Origin of the sequence: Thalassobaculum litoreum DSM 18839 (assembly GCF_900102465.1) — a bacterium.
Taxonomy (GTDB): domain Bacteria; phylum Pseudomonadota; class Alphaproteobacteria; order Thalassobaculales; family Thalassobaculaceae; genus Thalassobaculum; species Thalassobaculum litoreum.
The window spans coordinates 78960-96529 of sequence record NZ_FNBW01000001.1 but is presented as its reverse complement, the minus strand read 5'-3'; the positions used below and the strand labels follow the sequence as shown (position 1 = coordinate 96529).

The window sequence follows — 17570 nt, the reverse complement described above, 5'->3', positions numbered from 1 at the left end:
CAACACTGATATTGTTCGCCGCCATTCCGCCCGCACGAGTATGCTGATCCGATGCCTCGACGCCTTGCCCCGCTGTTCCTTGCCGCCCTGGTCTCCGTAAGCGCAGGTGCCATGACCGTGGCGTCGTCGCCGGTGGCGCACGCCCAGCAGATGCAGCGGATCGCCGCCGTCGTGAACGATGAGATCATCTCGGTCCGCGACCTGCGCGACCGCATCGAGATGGTGATCATCACCTCGCAGCTGCCGCGCAACTCGGAGACCGCGCAGCGGCTCGCGCCTCAGGTCCTGCGCAACCTGATCGACGAACAGCTGCAGATGCAGGAGGCCGACCGCCTCAGCGTAAGCATCAGCGAGAGCGAGATGGACCGGGCCCGCAGCGATCTGGAAGCGCGCAACGGACTGCGCCCCGGGCAGTTCAACGATTTCATCACCCAGCTCGGCGTCGATCCGGGCACGGTCGAACGCCAGCTCCGCGCCAACCTGCTCTGGTCCAAACTGGTTCAGCGCCGCTTCGCCAGCCAGGTCGAGATCAGCGCCGAGGAGGTCGACGAGACCCGCGCTCGTCTCGCCGCCGATGTGGGCAAGGAGCAGAAGCGGGTATCGGAGATCCTGCTGACCATCGAGGATCCCACGAAGGAGAACGAGGTCGTGCAGCTCGCGAACCGTCTGGTGGAGCAGATCCGCGGCGGCGCCTCCTTCGGGTCCGTGGCACGGCAGTTCTCCCAGGCGGCGAACGCCAATGTGGGCGGCGATATCGGCTGGGTGCTGTCCGACCAGCTCGCCCCGGAGCTTGCCGAGGTGGTCGAGACACTGTCCGTCGGCGACGTTTCCGACCCGATAAGCACCATCGTCGGCTATCACATCCTGCAGGTTTCCGACACGCGGGTGCTGGCCAAGCCCGACCCGGGTCAGGCGGAGATCCGATTGAGCCAGGTGTTCCTGCCGGTCCGCCCCAGCGACGACGCCGAGCAGCGCCGGACCCAGACGGAGGCCGTGCGGGCCGTCACCGCCCAGGCGACGAGCTGCGACCAGCTGGCGACGCTGGCCAAGGAGGCCGGCTCCCCGGTGGCCCCGGATCTCGGGACGTCGCGCGTGGCCGAGCTGCCCGCGAACCTGCGCACGCAAGTGGCCGATCTTCAGGTCGGCGAGACGTCGGCGCCGATCGACCTGCCGAACGGCGTCATGGCCGTCATGGTCTGCGAGCGCACCGCCCCCGAAAGCAACCTGCCGGATCCGGCGCAGATCCGCCGGCAGCTCGAGAACCAGCGCTTCGAGGTGCTCGCCCAGCGCTATCTGCGCGACCTGCGCCAGGCCGCCTTCATCGAAACCCGTGTCTGACGCCCCTCTCGCCGTCACCCCCGGGGAGCCCGCCGGCGTCGGCGTCGATCTTGCGCTCGGCCTGTGGGCGGTCCGTACGGCGGAGACGCCGGCCTTCTTCCTGATCGACGACCCGGAGCGCGTGGCGGCCCGGGCGCGGCTGCTCGGCATCGCCGCCGCGCTGACGCCGATCGACGATCCGCGCGAAGCGGTCACGGCGTTTCCGAACGCCCTGCCGGTCCTGCGCCATGCCTTCCCCGCACAGAGCGTTCCCGGCCGGCCCGACCCGGCGAACGGGCCGGCCACGGTCGACGCCATCACCCGCGCGGTCGCCCTGGTGCGGGCCGGGGATGCGGCGGCCGTGGTCACCAATCCGATTCAGAAGGAAACCCTCTATCAGGCCGGGTTCGCCCATCCGGGCCACACCGAATACCTCGCGGCGCTCTCCGGCCCGAATGTGGTTCCGGTGATGCTGCTGGCGTCGCCCGAGCTGAAGGTGGTGCCGGTCACCATCCATATTCCCCTCGCCGAGGTGCCGCGTCAGCTCACCACCGGGAAGATCGTCACGACCGCCAGGATCACCGCCGTTGCCCTGCAGCGCGATTTCGGCATCGCGCAGCCGCGTCTGGCGCTTGCCGGCCTCAACCCCCATGCCGGCGAAGGCGGGGCCCTGGGCCGCGAGGACGGTGACATCATCGCCCCCGCCGTGGCCGCCCTGCGCGCCGAAGGAATCGACGCCCGCGGTCCCCTGCCCGCGGACACGCTGTTCCACGAGGAGGCGCGTGCGACCTACGACGTGGTCCTGGGCATGTATCACGACCAGGTCCTGGTCCCGATCAAGACCCTGGATTTCTGGGGCGGGGTCAATGTCACTCTGGGCCTGCCGTTCGTGCGCACCTCCCCCGACCACGGCACGGCCCTGACCCTTGCCGGCACCGGCAAGGCGCGGATCGACAGCCTGCGAGCCGCCGTCGAGTTGGCCCGCGCCATGTCGCGCCGCCGCGCCACCGCGCAATGACCCAGCCCTCCGACGACGACGCCCAGGTTGCCGCGCAGGTGGCTGCTCAGGTCGCTGCCCTGCCGCCCCTGCGCGAGGCGATCGCCGCCGCCGGCATGTCCGCCCGGAAGTCGCTGGGCCAGAACTTCCTGCTCGACCTCAACCTCACCCGTCGGATCGCCCGGTCGGCCGGGGATCTGTCCATCGGCACCACGATCGAGGTCGGGCCCGGACCCGGCGGCCTGACACGCGGCCTGCTGCTGGAGGGAGCCGGCCATGTGGTGGCGATCGAGCGCGACGCCCGCGCCGCCGAGGTCCTCGCGCCGCTGATCGAGGCCTCCGCCGGCAGGCTGACCCTGATCGAGGACGATGCCCTGAAGGTCGATCTCGCCGCACTCGGCCCGGCGCCGAGGCGGATCGTCGCCAACCTCCCCTACAATGTCGGCACCCGCCTGCTGCTGATCTGGCTGCGCACGCCCCAGGCCTTCGAGTCCCTCACGCTGATGTTCCAGCGCGAGGTTGCCGACCGGCTGACCGCCGCCCCGGGAAGCGAGGCCTATGGCCGGCTCACCGTGCTGGTCACCTGGCTGTGCGAGGCCCGCAAGGCCATGGACGTGCCGCCCACCGCCTTCACTCCAGCGCCGAAGATCTGGTCCAGCGTCGTGCGCCTGGTGCCGCGGGCCGCGCCGCTTGCGCCCGCCGACCGCACCGCCCTGGAGACGATCACCGAGGCCGCCTTCTCCCAGCGCCGCAAGATGCTGCGGCAGAGCCTGAAGCGGCTCGGCGGCGATGCGCTGATCAGGGCGGCCGATCTCGACCCGACCCTGCGTCCGGAACGGCTGACGGTCGAGGAATTCTGCCGCCTGGCCAACGCCTATACCGCACTCACCCCACCGGATGGAAACGCCTGATGCAGTCCGACACGATCCTGGCCGAGACCCGCCACTACGACAACGACGTGACGATCCGTCCGGCCGGAGAGGACGACCTGCGCGCCATCATCGCGTTGCTGATCGACGATCCCCTAGGCAAGACCCGCGAACGCCTGGAGGATCCGTTGCCCCGGAGCTATGTCGACGCCCACCGGGCCATGACCGCCCAGGGCGGCAACGTCTATCTCGTCGCCGAACGGGCCGGAACGGTGATCGGCTGCCTTCAGGTCACGTTCATCGCCGGGATCAGCCGAGAAGGCATGACACGCGCCAATATCGAAGGGGTCCGCGTCGCCTCCTCCGCCCGGGGCCTTGGGCTCGGCAAGACGATGATGCGCGACGCCATCGACCGGTCGCGGGAGGCGGGGTGCGGCCTGGTTCAGCTCACCACCGACGCCCGCCGAACCGATGCGCAGAAGTTTTATTCGGCGCTCGGCTTCCACGCCTCTCACGTCGGCATGAAGCTCGATCTCAAGTGATGGATTCAGTCGAAAACCGCCAGCTACATGCTTAACGATTGATTAAATTACCACTTTAAAACATCCGGGCATTCGGGTTTTTCCTTTCTTAGCCGCAGACTCTAAGCGTTATTTTCAGTAACGCTCACCGATCGCTCCATAATGAAATATTAACAGATAAACACTTAATACTCTTTGTCTGGAACACGACAGCCTTTCCTTAAATGGGCCAGTCTTCAGCATACAAGGAGTATTGTCGGTGAACTTGTTTAAAAATGTGCGCATCTCAATGCTGCTGATGTGCCTCTACGGAGCGCTCCTGCTTATCGTGGCGGCGTTCGGGGTGCGCACGATGACTGTGGCCGTTGTCGACGCGCACAGGTCCGGCAAGGTCGTACAGTCGGCAGAGGCGCTCAAGGAGACGTTCGTCGCCCTGCAGAATACCCGGCGCGAGCGTGGTCCGGTCGTCAACATGCTCAAGGCCACCGACGCCGCGAGCGCCGACTTCCTCAAATCCGTGAACGATGTCCGCACCGCGTCGCTGCCCGCCACGAAGACCCTGATCGATCTCTGCGCCGAGATTACCTGTGCCCAGGCGGTGACCGACCAGACGTTGGCAAGCGACCTGGCAAAGATCGAGACGCTGCGCCAGAAGGTCGACGCCGCCCTGAAGCAGCCGCTCTCGGCGCGCCCGCAGGGCCTGGCCGATGAATGGCGCAAGGCGTCCACCAGCATCATCAACCAGTTCGAGACGATCTCGAGCGAGCTGGGCGCGCAGATGCGGATGGTCGATCCGGTCATCGCCGAGCTGGTGTCCATCAAGGACGCCGCCTATCTGACCCGCGACGCGGTCGGTCTGGAGGCGACGGCGATCCAGGCCGCGATCGGCGAGGGCGCGTTCACCGACGCCTCGCGGGCGAAGATCAATCAGCTCCGCGGCAAGGGTCAGGCCGGTTGGCAGCAGCTCAGCGAACTGATGGCCCGCCCCGGCATGCAGCCGGCGCTGAAGACCGACATGGCCAAGGCGACCGACAGCGTCACCAAGGAGTTCCCGCAGAAGCGCGAGGCGGTCGAGACCGCCATCACCGAGGGCAAGGCCGACACGGTCGACCGGGACGCCTGGGAGGCGCTCAACGGCCGCGTGCTGAACGACCTTGTGGCGATCTGCATGACCGCCCTGGACCTCACCATCTCATATGCGGGCGACGAGGCCGCGGCGAACTGGATGGTGGTCTATTTGGTCGGCGCCCTGCTGGTCGGCCTGGTCATCCTCGGCATGGTCAGCCTGCAGGTGATCCGTCGCCGCGTGACCGGCCCGATCCAGAACATGACCCGGACCATGCGGGACATTTCCGGTGGCGATCTGGATGCCGACGTCCCCTATCTCGACCGCAAGGACGAGATCGGCGGCATGGCCGGGACCCTGGAGACCTTCAAGCTGGCCCTGCTGCGCCAGCGCGAGAGCGACGAGGCGGCCAAGGCGGAAGCCGAGGCCAAGCTGAAGCGCGCCCAGGCCATGCAGGAGATCATCGCCGGCTTCCAGAAGGTGGTCGCGGATCTGATCCAGCGCCTGTCGTCCTCCGCCACCGAGATGCAGGCATCGGCGCAATCGATGACCGAGACCGCCGAGCGCACCGAATCCCAGTCCTCGACCGTCGTGCGGGCATCGTCGATGGCATCGAGCAACGTGGAAAGCGCCGCCGCCGCCGCGGAGGAGCTGACCAGCTCGATCGCGGAGATCGGTCGCGAACTCGAGCAGGCTACCCAGATCGCCGGCCGGGCCGTGGATGCGGCCTCGAAGACCAACGAGACGGTTCAGGGGCTCGAGGTGTCCAGTCAGGCGATCGGCGACGTCGTCCGCCTCATTCAGGACATCGCCGAGCAGACCAACCTGCTGGCCCTGAACGCCACGATCGAGGCAGCCCGTGCCGGCGAGGCCGGCCGGGGCTTCGCGGTCGTGGCGTCCGAGGTGAAGGCTCTGGCGACCCAGACCGCCAGCGCCACCCAGGAGATCAGCGGCCGCATCGAGGAGATGCAGACCGCGACCCGGAGCTCCGTCACCTCGATCCAGGAGATCGTGAAGGTCATCGGCGAGATCAACCAGATCGCCACCGTGATCGCCGCGGCCGTGGAAGAGCAGACGGCCGCCACCCAGGAGATCGCCCGCAACGTCAACGAGGCGTCCCGCGGGACCACCGAGGTGTCGAGCAACATCTCCGGTGTCTCGGATGCCGCCCGCCATACCGGCGAAGCCGCCTCCCAGGTGCTGTCGGCCGCCGGCGATCTGAACAAACAGTCGTCGACCCTGGAGACCGAGGTCGGCCAGTTCATCCGCTCGGTGCAGGCTCTCTAAAAACTCCGGGCCGGATCACGAACGACAACAGCCCCGGACCGCAATCCGGGGCTGTTCGCCTTTTCGCTACCTGTTCAGGGGCGGATCAGGCGATCCACTCCGAGACCGGGGCCGCCGCCTCGTGCAGCGGCTGGGAGATGACGTCGACCAGGGTCGGGCCGTCATGCTCCAGCGTCTGCTTCATCACCGAGGCGAAGTCGGCCGGATCCTCCACGGTCCAGGACTTCACGCCGAACGCGCTGGCCACGGCCGCGTGGTCGGTGCGGTTGAAGTCGACATTGTAGTACCGCTGGCCGAAGCCGGACTCCTGGCCGGCCTTGATCCAGCCATAGACCGCGTTGGAGAACACCACCGACTTGATCGGCAGCTTGTTGCGCACGATCGTCTCGTACTCGCCGCAGCAGAAGCCGAAGGAGCCGTCGCCCATGACCGCCAGGACCTGGGAGTTCGGCCGGCCGACCTGCGCCCCCATGGCGGCGGCCAGGGCGTAGCCGAGCGCGCCGTGGGCCCGGTTGGTGATGAAGTGCCGACCCGGAATGCGCCAGCGGTAATGGGCGGAGAAATACGGGCATGGCGTGCCCGGATCGGCGACGATCACCGCGTCGTCATCCAGGATGTCCATCAGCCCCTGGATCACCACTTCCGGCTTGATCGGCCGGTCCCGGCTCGCCGCCAGCGGGCCATAGGCGTCCAGCTTGCCCTGCCAGGCGGCGGCGGCGCGCTCGGCCCCGTTCTGCTGGGCGAGGCCCGACAGGCCCTCCAGCTCTGCCACCAGCGCGTCCAGCGCCAGACGGGCATCGGCGCAGATCGCCACGGCGGTGGAGTAGTTGGCGCCGATCACCATCGGGTCGCTGTCGATATGGATGATGGTCTTGTCGGTCGACGGCCAGCGCCAGCGCTCGGTCGTGACCGAGCCGGCCCGACAGCCGATGAACAGCACCACATCGGCCGCCTCCACCACGTCGCGGGTCGACTGCACGCCGCCATTGGTGCCGACCACGCCGACGGCGCGGGGATCGGTCTCGGCGATGGCCCCCTGCCCCGACACGGTGGTGGCGATCGGCAGGTCGAGAAGGTCCGCCAGCCGGGCCAGCGGCGCCTCGGCTCCGGCGATCACCGGACCACCGCCGCAGATGGCGACGGCGGACTTGGCTTTGGCCAGGATCGCGGCGGCTTCGCGGATCGCGTCCGGATCGGCGCCGGCCCGTTCCGCCGGGTAAGTCTGGTGACGCGGATCGGCCCAGAGCTCGCCAGCGTCCACATAACCCTTCTGGGTGTCGAAGGGCAGTGCCAGATGGACGGCACCCGGCCGGCCGGTGGTCATCGCCCGGAAGGCGGTGCGCATCATCGCCGGCAGGCGGCTGGAATCGTCCAGGCTGGTGTTCCACTTGGTCAGCGGCCGCATCATCGACACCTGATCCAGCTCGGTCAGCGGATAGCGGCCGCGCGCGGTGGTCGACACGTCGGTGGTGATGGCGAGGATCGGCACGGAGCTCTCGTTCGCCTCCACCAGGCCCGGCAGGATGTAGGTGGCACCGCCGCCGGACGGGCCCTCGCAGACGCCGGGCTTGCCGGTGACGCGGGCATAGCCGTCGGCCATGTAGGCGGCGTGGCGTTCGTCGCGGGTCAGGATGTGGTGGATGTTGTGGTCGAGCCGGGCCAGGGCGTCGTAGAACGGCAGCGTCGTGTCGCCGCACAGCCCGAACATATGGGTTACGCCATGGGCTTCCAACATGCGCACCATGGCCTCCGCACCGGTCGGCCGATTGTCGCCGTCACTCGCCATTCTCAGATCCTTCCGTTGATGAAGGCGCGACAATAACCGAGGGTCCGGCAGAAGGACCAGACATGCATGGCGCCGGATGCGCCGCCTCGGGCACGGCTGCGTTTCCGGAATGGGGCGATTGGAAACAAGATGATTGGCGCTGTGCTCCCCGTCTCTCCCCTCCCACGCACACCCCGGCCTCGTGCCGGCGCGAGCGGACGGGTCCGAACCGAACCTCTCCCGCTTCGCATCGACGGACGGGTTCGCCCCGGCCCAAGGCCGGGGAGTGCTCGTACTGAAAGAACGATCCGAGGGGCGTCAGCCCTCGGCGTCAGGGTGTTTCACGCCGGTAGCCCAAGCGAAGCCAACGACCAGCCCCTTCATATAGGGCAGCGCGAGCACGCAGCAGGCGAGCGTCAGCGGCAACCAGATCGACGCCATCACCCAGATCGGCGGCGCCATGTCGCGCGACATCATGACGATGAACGGCATCAGCAGGTGTCCGACCAGGAATATCGCCAGATAGGGCGGAGCGTCGTCACAGGGATAGACGGTGTTGTCCGCCCCGCAGGACTCGCAACGGTCCGAGACCTTGAGGAACTTGCGGAACAGCCGCCCCTCGCCGCATTCGGGGCATTTCAGGCGCAGCCCCCTGCGTATCCCCAAACCGATCGGCCGTTCACTCATCGCGTCCTCCGCTATCCGGATGCCCGGAAGGAACCGCAAAGTGCCGGGCCGCGCAATGCGGCCGACTGACGCCGGGTGTCCGCATCCCGTCGCCCGGTCCGTTGAACTCGGTAAATCCGCGACGGAAGACGACGGGCGCCGCGTTCAACGTGCAGGCCGGTCGAACGCTGCCGCCGCAGACCGCGACGCTTAGCGGACTCCGGGGCTCGCGCGTCATCGAGTTCCGGTCCGTCGGGACCGTCCCCCCCAGTCCCGACCGCACGGCCCCGGATCCCCTCCCCCCTTGGATCCGGGGCCACTGCGCGGGCCGGCGTCAGGCGCTGCGGTACAGCTTGGTGAGCACGAACTCCACATGGCCCAGGGCCTCGGCCGCCGTGTGCCGTCCGTTGGCAGTGCGCACGATCATCTCGATCAGGCTGTCGCCCGCCTCGTCGATGGTCTGGGAGCCCTTCAGCACCCCGGAGACGTCCACGTCCACGTGCTCGCTCATGGTCCGAACCGTGCGCGGGTTACCGGTGATCTTGATGACCGGGACGATCGGGTTGCCGATGACATTGCCCTGGCCCGTCGGGAAGGTGTGGATCACGTAGCCGGCCGCCGCCATCAGGGTGACGCATTCGGCCGCCGCCGAGGAGGTGTCCATGAAATACAGCCCGTTGCCCTTGGCCGGCGCCTCCGCCGGCTCCAGCGCGTCGATATATGTCGAGGTGCGGCCGATCTTCTCCAGGTTGCCGAGCGCCTTCTCCTCGATCGTCGTCAGTCCGCCCAGAATGTTGCCCTTGGTCGGCTGGCTGTCGGACAGGTCGGAGGTCTTGTGCGGCTCGATCACCTCGTCCTGGTAGGCCTGGAACATCTTCATGAACTTGTCGCGCGCCTCGTTGTTGGCCGCCCGGTCGGCGCAGATATGCTCGCCGCCGGTGATCTCCGAGGTCTCGCCGAAGCAGCCGTAGAGCCCGTGCGGCAGCAGCTTGTCGTACATGTTGCCGACGGTCGGGCAGCTCGACAGGCCGGTGGTGGTGTCGCTCTCGCCGCATTTGGTGGAGACCCAGAGCTCGCTCAGCCCGCACTCCTCCTTCTGCTGCTCGGTGGCCCAGTGGACGAACTCCTTGGCCTTCCAGCTCGCCTGACGGATGGTCTCGAAATCGCCCTTCTGCTCGATGGAGAAGCCCTCCACCGGCTTGCCGGTCTTGGCGATGCCGTCGACGATCACCTGGGTCCATTCCGGCTCGATGCCGATCACCACCACGGCGGCGACGTTCGGGTTGGCGCCGGTGCCGATGATGGTGCGGAAATGCAGGTCCAGATCCTCGCCGAACTGCAGCCGGCCATAGGAATGCGGGATCGCCATCGTGCCCTTCACGTTGTTGGCGACGGCCTCGCAGGCGGCGTTGGAGATGTCGTCCACCGGCAGGACGACGACGTGATTGCGCACCGCCACCCGGCCGTTCTCCCGGCGCCAGGCGGTCACGCTCTGATTGGCATAGTCGATCGCGGTTGCCATGGGTCGTTCCTCCTACCAGCGCTTGGTTTTGAGATTGTGCACGTGGACGTGCTTGCCCTTGGCGGCGCTGCCGACCATGCGGCCGATATCCTCGCCGTACTTGATCGCGGTATCGCCTTCGGAGAGGTCGACCAGAGCCACCTTGTGGCCGATCGGCACGTCGTCGAGCACCTTAAGGTGGAACGTCGAGTTGTCTTCGGTGACCCGGCACAGCATGTCGGTACCGGCGGCCAGGTTCTCCACCACGACCACGCCGACATTGTCCCTGCGGTCGTGGACCAGGAGATGCGGTTCATTACTCATGGGTTTCCTCTCTCAGACCTTATTTGCTCCGGGTCTCGTTGACGGGCGCGGTCGAGCCGCGCCCTGAAGGTGCCCGGTCACAGGCAGACTATCGTCTAGGAGGAGAGAACGCCAAGAGACCCAGACCGGCACGGCGGATCGGTACCGTCAGGCCAGCCTGCGGCCGATCCGTCCGAGCTTGTCCGGATTGCGCATCACGTAGATCGCGGCGATGCGGCCGGCACTGAACTCCAGCACCGTCGCCTGCACCGTGTCGCCGATGCGCGAGATCACGGCGGGCTGGCCGTCGACCGTGACGACATCGAGCAGCTCGGCGCGATGGCCGCCGAATTTCTGCGCGAGCCCGCAATACAGCCGCACCGCCTTGTCGACGCCCGTGATGGTGTTGGGAAAGGCAATGACCTTGCCGCCGCCGTCCGACCGCACGGTCACATCCTGCGCCAGCAAGGCGGTCAGTGCCGCCGCATCACCCAGGCGGGCGGCCTCGAAGAACGCCTTCGCCAGGCGCTTGCCCTCCTCCGGATCAACCGGATAGCGCGGCCGCTCGCCTCGCACATGCCGGCGGGCCCGCACCGCAAGCTGGCGCACCGAGGCCGGCGCCCGACCCAGGGTCGCCGCGATCTCCTCCAGCGGCGTGTCGAACACGTCGTGCAGCAGGAACGCGGCCCGCTCCAGCGGCGACAGGCGCTCCAGCGCCAGCATCAGGGAATAGGTAAGGTTGTCGGCCAGCAGCGCCGGATCCGGCGCATCCACCACCGGCTCCGGCAGCCAGTTCCCGACATAGGTCTCGCGCCGGGCCCGGGCCGACTTGAGCTGGTCCAGGCACAGCCGCGTCACCACCCGCCGCAGCCAGCCCGCCGGACTGTCGATGACCTCGCGGTCGGCCTCGCTCCAGCGCAGCCAGCTTTCCTGCACCACGTCCTCGGCCTCCGCCATGGAGCCGAGCATGCGATAGGCGAGACGCAGCAGCGCCGGCCGCTGCGTCTCGAAGTCGTCGGTCGGGTCCTCAGGCCGCATTCTCGGCTCCGGTCGATGCCTCCACCGGGTGACCGTAGCGGAAGCCGACAGCCACGCGGTTCCACACATTGATCGCCCCGACGGCAAGCGACAACCAGGCCCGCTCGGTCTCGTCGAACTGGTCGCAGACCAGGTCCCAGTCGGCATCCGGCGCCCCGGTTTCCGGCAGCCGGGTCAGGGCCTCGGTCCAGGCCAGGGCCGCGCGTTCCCGCGGCGAGTAGAGCGAGGACTCTCGCCAGGCGCCGGTCATGTAGAGCCGCATTTCGCTTTCGCCCTCGCGCCGGGCTTCGGTGGTGTGCATGTGGATGCAGTAGGCGCATCCGTTGATCTGCGAGGCGCGGAGCTTGATCAGGTGAACCAGCGGCTTCTCGATCGGACCGGCCGAGATCGCCTTCTCCAGGGCGACCATCGCGGCGAAGCCGTCCTTGGCGAGCGGATAGGGATTGGCGAGGCGGGGTGTCATGGGGAACTCCATCGTTTGGGATCAACGTGTCGACGGTATCGACACGGACATGACGATGGAGCGGCCCCCGGTGTGACATGGACGGATGGAAAAAGGCGAAGAGGCGCTGCCTAAAACGAAACGGGCGGCCCGTTCTGGACCGCCCGCGCGTCTTCGATCGCTGCCGGGGTCAGGCGGCGCGGACGTCCCGCAGGAACGCCTGAACCCGGTTCTTGAGCCCCTCCGCCTGCTCGGACAGGCTCCGGGCGGTGGTGAGCACCCGACCGGACGACTCACCGGTCTCGCTCGCCGCCTCGCGCACGCCGGAGATGTTCACGTTCACCTCGTTCGCGGCGGTCGCGACCTCCTCGACGTTTCGCGAGATCTCCTTGGTCGCGGAGTCCTGCTCTTCCACGGCGGCGGCAACGGCCGCGGCCACTTCCTGCACTTCGTTCACCCGGGTGACGATCTTGGCGATCGCGCTTACGGCGGTCTTGGTGCGGTCCTGCACGGCCTGGATCTGCGAGGCGATCTCCTCGGTCGCCTTGCCGGTCTGCCCGGCCAGGCTCTTGACCTCGGAGGCCACCACCGCGAAGCCCTTGCCGGCATCGCCCGCGCGGGCGGACTCGATGGTTGCATTCAGGGCCAGCAGGTTCGTCTGCTCGGCGATCTCCTGGATCAGGGTCACCACCGTGCCGATCCGCTGCACCGCCTCGTCCAGCGCCCGGACCTCAGACTCCGTCGACTGCGCGTCGCTCCGGGCCGCACTGGCCAGGCTGTTGGCGTTGGCGACCTGATGGGAGATCTCGCTGATCGAAGCCGAGAGCTCGGTGCTCGCGGTGGCGACGGTCTGGACGTTGGCGGAGGTCTCCTCCGACGCCGAGGCCACCACGGTCGCCCGCTGGGTGGACTGGTCGGCGATGGTGTTCAGCGACTGGGCGGTGCCCTCCAGTTCCGTCGCCGCCGCCGCCACCGCCGCGGTCATCGACTGAGCCTCGGACTCGAACTTCTGGGTGATGTCGCGCAGCGCCTGCGCACGGTCGAGCTCCGCCTTCTGCTTGGCGGCCGCCTCGGCCTGCAGGCGCTCGTTCTCCACCATGTTGCGGCGGAACACCTCGACGGCCTCGGCCATCTGGCCGACCTCGTCGCCGCGTCCCGCACCCGGGACGGTGACGTTGTGGTTGCCGGTGGCCATTTCGCCCATGACACCGGTCATCGCCCGGATCGGCGCGGCGATACCCCGGGTCAGCGCCAGGTAGGCCAGGACGGCGACGAGAACGCCCAGGGCGGCAGAGCCGGCGGCGAACCACTCGACCACCTGAAACACGGAATCCTGGCGTTCTTTGGCTTCTCGAGTGACCTGCGTGCCCATCGCGTTGAGAACGTCGAACTTCTCCGTCAACGCCGCCAGGTACTTCTGCCCGGCGCCGTTGGCCTCGAGCTGGCGCGCCTCGTCGACGGTGAACGGCTGCCGCATCAGGGCGATCTGCCGCTCCGCAGTCTCACGCCAGGTGTGATTGATCGCCACGAACTCCTCGGCAATCTTCCGGGATTCGGCGCTCTGCGACAAAGCGGCTAGAAGCTTGTTCGCCTCCTGGTCGAACGCTTCGCCCTGCTGGCGGTACCGGTCGATCGCGTCCCGGTTACCGGTCAGCAGCAGCTCCTTGATGGAGCCGGACTGATCAACGGCCACGCCCTGCATCGTGTTGAGCGTCATCAGCAGGCCGGTGACCCGCTCGACCTCGTTCGCCGCATCCGACGCGCGGTTGAGCTGATAAAAGGTCAGGGCTCCGGAAGCCACCATGATGGCGACCAGAATGCCGAATGCCGCGGCGAATTTACGCCCGAACTTCAGATCATTGAGAAACGACATGTGTGCCTCCTCAGGCCCCGAGGCCGGCCAGCTTGCGGCGCTCGAGCTCGGTCAGGTTGACTTCCACGGTGATCGCACCGATGGACTGACCCTGGGCGTTTTCGATGGTCAGGTTGATCTGGGCGCGCCAGGTCGCGGTCTCGTCGTTGAGCTCCGGTTCGTCGACGAAGACGCTGCCGGGGCCGACACCGACTGTCTTCTGGAACTTGGCCTCGTCGCCCTGCCAGTAGTCGGAGGTCACCGAGCTCTGGCCGACGTTCAGGCCATTGCGGTCCATGACGAAGACCTCGGTGAAGAGGCCGACCGAGCGTGCCTGGACGCGGTAGAGATAGGACGACAGAGGGTTCGCCAGCACCGAGGTGATCAGGGGCTGGTCTTCCTTCTTGGTTTCCTCGCGCCACTTGGCGTCGAGCGCATCGATCTCGCTCTGCGCGAGCTGGCCGGCACCTTCGTTGCGGCTGCGCAGCGCCTCGGCGACGACCGGGACGTTCACCCACTCGCGGATGTCGGCGATGAGGTCGTCGGTCACGAGTTCTTCAACGGAGAGCGTCAGGGCCTTGGGTTCCGCCTTGACCGGCACGGACGACAGGCAGATCGCAAGCACCGACGCGGCCAGGGTGGCGATGCATGTCCTCCGTGCGGATCGGACACCATCGGCAAGCCTCATTTCCATAATTCCCTCCAGATCTTCGCATTAATCTCCCTCTAATCTAATCGGCAAAAATATAAATATTGGTTAAGAAGCCTGGTTTCTTTACCAAGAAACTCCAGGACTATTAAAACAACAAAAAGTTACCACCGCATGTTTACTTAAACGCATACTCCTTCAATCAGACGGATAAACCGACAAAAGATCGAAAAACCATCATATCATTCTAAGAACGAGCGTGCCCGTTATTGGAACGGCTCTAAAGACGGCCGACAACGAAGGAGCGGTCCATCGGCCCATGGTCGCCGCCTGGCTTCAGTCGGCCCGTCGGGCGACTTTTTCCGGTCCATCGTGAGAATCAACACAGCGGCGCCGTGACCGGTGTGGTCGCATGATCCGGCCTGCAGGTGCAGGCTGAACTCTCGGCGCTCGTCATCTTTGGGGGCAGACCAAGACAGACATAAGAGCGCCTCGCCGGGTCGCCGCCGCATACTCCCGACGGCGGCGGCCCGGCACCCCCGAACTGGAAACGACAGCGGAACCGACCTCTGAAGAATGGATGACGCAGACCCAATCGCCGCCGCCTTTGAACACCTGACTTCGGGGGATGGCGCCACCGTGAGTTGGGCCCGGGACGAAACCGTGGCGGGCTTCGGGATCGGTCTGCGGCAGTCGGACGGTCGCCACATCGACGAGCGGTGTCTCAAGGTCTTCGTTGACGGGAAACGCCCCAGGCATCGCCTCGCTGACCCCGTTCCAGCCTTCATCCTCCATAGAAAGTCCGGCACGGCGGTTCCGATCGACGTCGAGGAGATCGCCCCCCTGCGCAGCCAGGGGGCGGCCCCCGCCGACGGTACGTTGGGAGCCGACCGGAACGCCGTCCGGGCGGATCGTCAGCGCGCCACCTGGGGGTCCTACGGCTATCTGTTGCGACACCGTTTCGACGGACGGACCTACCTGCTGGGCGCGGGCCACGTTCTCGCCGGCGGCCCTGCGCCTCAGGTCGGCGACCGGGTGATGCTCTCCGACGGCACGCCGCACGGTCAGCCCGCGGCACGTCTGGTCGCCTGGACGACCCCGGTCCCGAGCGAGGCGGGCTATCCGAACCGGGTGGACGCCGCCATCGCCGAAATCGATCGACCGGAGACCGTCGCCCGGCTGAGCGGCACCCTGCCCAACGGCATCAGCGGCGACATCCGGTCCGGCATGCGGCTCCATCTGTCGGGTGCGGTCAGCGGGCGCCAGCGCGCCACCGTCGTCTGCGAACGCGCCTCCCTCGCCTTCGAGGCCGAGATCCCCGGCATCGGCCGGCGGCGCGTCGGATTTCGCGACCAGGTCTTCTGCCGGGCCGCGACGCAGCCGGGCGACAGCGGCGCCAGCCTGGTCAACGACCGGGGACGCGCGGTCGGCCTGCATGCCTGGGGCGGCGACGGCCGCGCCGACGAGGGACGCGGGGAGATCAGCGTGTTCACCCCCATCACCACCGTTCTGGACGCCTTCACCAAGACTAGGGAACTCGACCTGGTAACAGACACGGACGTTATCGCCATGCCGCTCGACCGTCCTCCCGTCGACGACCTCGACGACGCCATCGACCTGGTCGCCCGGACTCTCTACGGAGAGGCCCGCCGCGAGCCCCCGGAAACCCGCTTCGCCATTGCCGAGGTGGTCTACAACCGCGCGATAAAGCGCTCGCCGCGGTTCGGCATGAGCGTCGAGGCGGTCTGCCGCCAGCCGGACCAGTTCAGCTGCTGGAACGCGGGCGACCCGAACCGCAACCGCACCCTCTCCATCTCTCTCGCCGACCCCGAGATCGCCGACTGCGTGACGATCGCGCGCGATCTGATCGCCGGCAGGGTCGGCGGGATCACCCTCGGCGCCGACCACTACCACCACCGCCGGGTCTCCCCCTATTACTCCCGCGAACATGCGCCCTGCGCTCAGATCGGCAACTACGTCTTCTTCAACGATATCCCTTAGCTCTTGAAGCTCCCGCCAGGAGACCGGCATGCCCGTTTCCGGATCGCTGATCGACGTGGTTGTCAGCCTTGTCCTCGTCTACATCCTGACCGCCCTGATCTGCTCCGCCGTTCGAGAGTTCTTCGCATCTGCCTTCCAACTCCGGCAGAAGGCCCTGGCCCGGACCATCCGCGACCTGTGCGGCGAGAACGAGGATCCCTGCGTCACCAACAATCTGGCGGGGCGGATCCTGGACCACCCGGCGATCCGCAAGCTCCGCATGCCCGGCAAGATCGGCCCGTCCTACCTGTCCGCGCGGCTGTTCGCCGGCGCCCTGCTGGACGAGCTGACCGTTCTGGCCCAGGCATCGGGCACGGCCCGCCCCAGGGTCGCCGACCTGCTGGCGGCCGCACCGAACAACGATCTGCGGCGAAGCCTCGGCCTGTTCGCCCAGGAAGCCGGGATGGACCGCCAGGCCTTTCGCCAGCGGATCGAGGACTGGTACGACGACGCCATGGACCGCGCCACCGGCTGGTATCGGCGCCGCAGCCGAAGCTGGATCCTGATCTTCGCCGCCGCGGTGGCCGTGGCGCTCAACATCGACACGCTGGAAATCGCACGGATCGTGTGGACCGGCACCGCGGCGTTCGGCGCCGGCGTGCCGGCGGCGGGCTCCCCCCAAGACGCAATTCTCACCGCGGGTCCGGGCATGCCCATCGGCTGGATCTTCGCGGAGGAGAGCCGGCCCTGGACGGCGGGCCTCGCGGCGGTGTCGGTCATCGCCTCCCATCCGTCGAAGCTGCTGGGCTTCCTGATCACCGCCGTCGCCGTGTCGCTCACCGCCGATCTCTGGTTCTCCCTGTTGCGGCGGCGCGGCGGGCTGCGGGCCACCGGCGCCCTGCCCGAACGGCGTATGGCCGGGGTCCACCCGGCCCCCTATCCCGCTATCCAGATGTCCGCCGTCGGTCTGGCGCCGGAGCGGGCGGAAAGCGATCTGGAGGCATCCGGACTGACCCGGGACGATATCGAGGACATCCAGCGGGCCCTCGGCATGACCGGACGCTTCCTGACCGGACATCTCGATCCGGCGACCCGGTCGATGATCGAGGAATACCAGCTCTCTGTCGGCCGACGTCCGACCGGGGTTCTGACGCCGTATCTGGTGGAACGGCTGCTAAATCCATTCGAACGGTAGAAATTTAAATCCTTAATTTCTATTCAAGATCGATGTTCTAAATCGCGGGGCCGATCTACATCTAATTCGCGCGGAGGATCACATCGGTATACGCGGGCGGCGAGAATGTTAAAGTCGCCGAC

15 protein-coding genes are annotated in these 17570 nt (G+C 67.3%); 7 read left to right on the top strand and 8 right to left on the bottom strand.

What is annotated here, in order from left to right; translation table 11 throughout:
• Positions 1-51 precede the first annotated feature (51 nt).
• The 5 genes from BLS34_RS00375 to BLS34_RS26595 all read left to right on the top strand — a co-directional run bounded on the left by BLS34_RS00375 (position 52) and on the right by BLS34_RS26595 (position 6057).
• Positions 52-1338: a peptidylprolyl isomerase gene (locus tag BLS34_RS00375; RefSeq protein ID WP_093147354.1), complete on the top strand. Its 1287-nt coding sequence runs from the start codon at positions 52-54 to the stop codon at positions 1336-1338.
• On the top strand, positions 1331-2335 hold the full coding sequence (gene pdxA / locus BLS34_RS00370; RefSeq protein ID WP_093147352.1) for a 4-hydroxythreonine-4-phosphate dehydrogenase PdxA: 1005 nt from the start codon (positions 1331-1333) through the stop codon (positions 2333-2335). Before BLS34_RS00375 ends, pdxA begins: the two co-directional genes overlap by 8 nt.
• Complete coding sequence (rsmA, locus tag BLS34_RS00365; RefSeq protein ID WP_084618655.1) at positions 2332-3225, top strand: 16S rRNA (adenine(1518)-N(6)/adenine(1519)-N(6))-dimethyltransferase RsmA; 894 nt, start codon at positions 2332-2334, stop codon at positions 3223-3225. The genes pdxA and rsmA overlap by 4 nt, the downstream gene beginning before the upstream one ends.
• On the top strand, positions 3225-3725 hold the full coding sequence (locus tag BLS34_RS00360; RefSeq protein WP_051243790.1) for a GNAT family N-acetyltransferase: 501 nt from the start codon (positions 3225-3227) through the stop codon (positions 3723-3725). Before rsmA ends, BLS34_RS00360 begins: the two co-directional genes overlap by 1 nt.
• A gap of 238 nt (positions 3726-3963) precedes the next feature.
• Entirely contained in the window at positions 3964-6057 is a 2094-nt protein-coding gene (locus BLS34_RS26595; protein WP_139189038.1) for a methyl-accepting chemotaxis protein, read from the top strand.
• 85 nt (positions 6058-6142) lie between these two features.
• On the opposite strand, the gene BLS34_RS00350 is transcribed toward BLS34_RS26595, so the two are convergent.
• The 8 genes from BLS34_RS00350 to BLS34_RS00315 all read right to left on the bottom strand — a co-directional run bounded on the left by BLS34_RS00350 (position 6143) and on the right by BLS34_RS00315 (position 14318).
• On the bottom strand, positions 6143-7843 hold the full coding sequence (locus BLS34_RS00350; protein WP_093147348.1) for a thiamine pyrophosphate-binding protein: 1701 nt from the start codon (positions 7841-7843) through the stop codon (positions 6143-6145).
• 297 nt (positions 7844-8140) lie between these two features.
• A complete protein-coding gene (locus BLS34_RS00345; RefSeq protein WP_093147346.1) occupies positions 8141-8509 on the bottom strand; it encodes a DUF983 domain-containing protein in 369 nt (122 codons plus the stop codon).
• Positions 8510-8822: 313 nt separating this feature from the next.
• Positions 8823-10010, bottom strand: coding sequence for a UxaA family hydrolase (locus BLS34_RS00340; RefSeq protein WP_093147344.1), 1188 nt, complete (start codon positions 10008-10010; stop codon positions 8823-8825).
• A 12-nt stretch (positions 10011-10022) separates the two neighbouring features.
• Positions 10023-10313: a UxaA family hydrolase gene (locus BLS34_RS00335; RefSeq protein ID WP_028793006.1), complete on the bottom strand. Its 291-nt coding sequence runs from the start codon at positions 10311-10313 to the stop codon at positions 10023-10025.
• 147 nt (positions 10314-10460) lie between these two features.
• Positions 10461-11330, bottom strand: coding sequence for a sigma-70 family RNA polymerase sigma factor (locus BLS34_RS00330; protein ID WP_093147342.1), 870 nt, complete (start codon positions 11328-11330; stop codon positions 10461-10463).
• Entirely contained in the window at positions 11320-11793 is a 474-nt protein-coding gene (locus BLS34_RS00325) for a carboxymuconolactone decarboxylase family protein (protein ID WP_093147341.1), read from the bottom strand. Before BLS34_RS00325 ends, BLS34_RS00330 begins: the two co-directional genes overlap by 11 nt.
• A gap of 169 nt (positions 11794-11962) precedes the next feature.
• On the bottom strand, positions 11963-13645 hold the full coding sequence (locus tag BLS34_RS00320; protein ID WP_093147339.1) for a methyl-accepting chemotaxis protein: 1683 nt from the start codon (positions 13643-13645) through the stop codon (positions 11963-11965).
• A gap of 10 nt (positions 13646-13655) precedes the next feature.
• A complete protein-coding gene (locus BLS34_RS00315; protein ID WP_215906010.1) occupies positions 13656-14318 on the bottom strand; it encodes a hypothetical protein in 663 nt (220 codons plus the stop codon).
• A gap of 594 nt (positions 14319-14912) precedes the next feature.
• Between BLS34_RS00315 and BLS34_RS00310 the strand changes: the two genes are divergently transcribed.
• Both BLS34_RS00310 and BLS34_RS00305 read left to right on the top strand, forming a co-directional pair.
• The gene (locus BLS34_RS00310; RefSeq protein WP_139189036.1) at positions 14913-16274 is read left to right on the top strand and encodes a cell wall hydrolase; all 1362 of its coding nucleotides are present in this window, start codon (positions 14913-14915) and stop codon (positions 16272-16274) included.
• 28 nt (positions 16275-16302) lie between these two features.
• Positions 16303-17448, top strand: coding sequence for a peptidoglycan-binding domain-containing protein (locus BLS34_RS00305; protein WP_093147334.1), 1146 nt, complete (start codon positions 16303-16305; stop codon positions 17446-17448).
• Positions 17449-17570 lie beyond the last annotated feature (122 nt).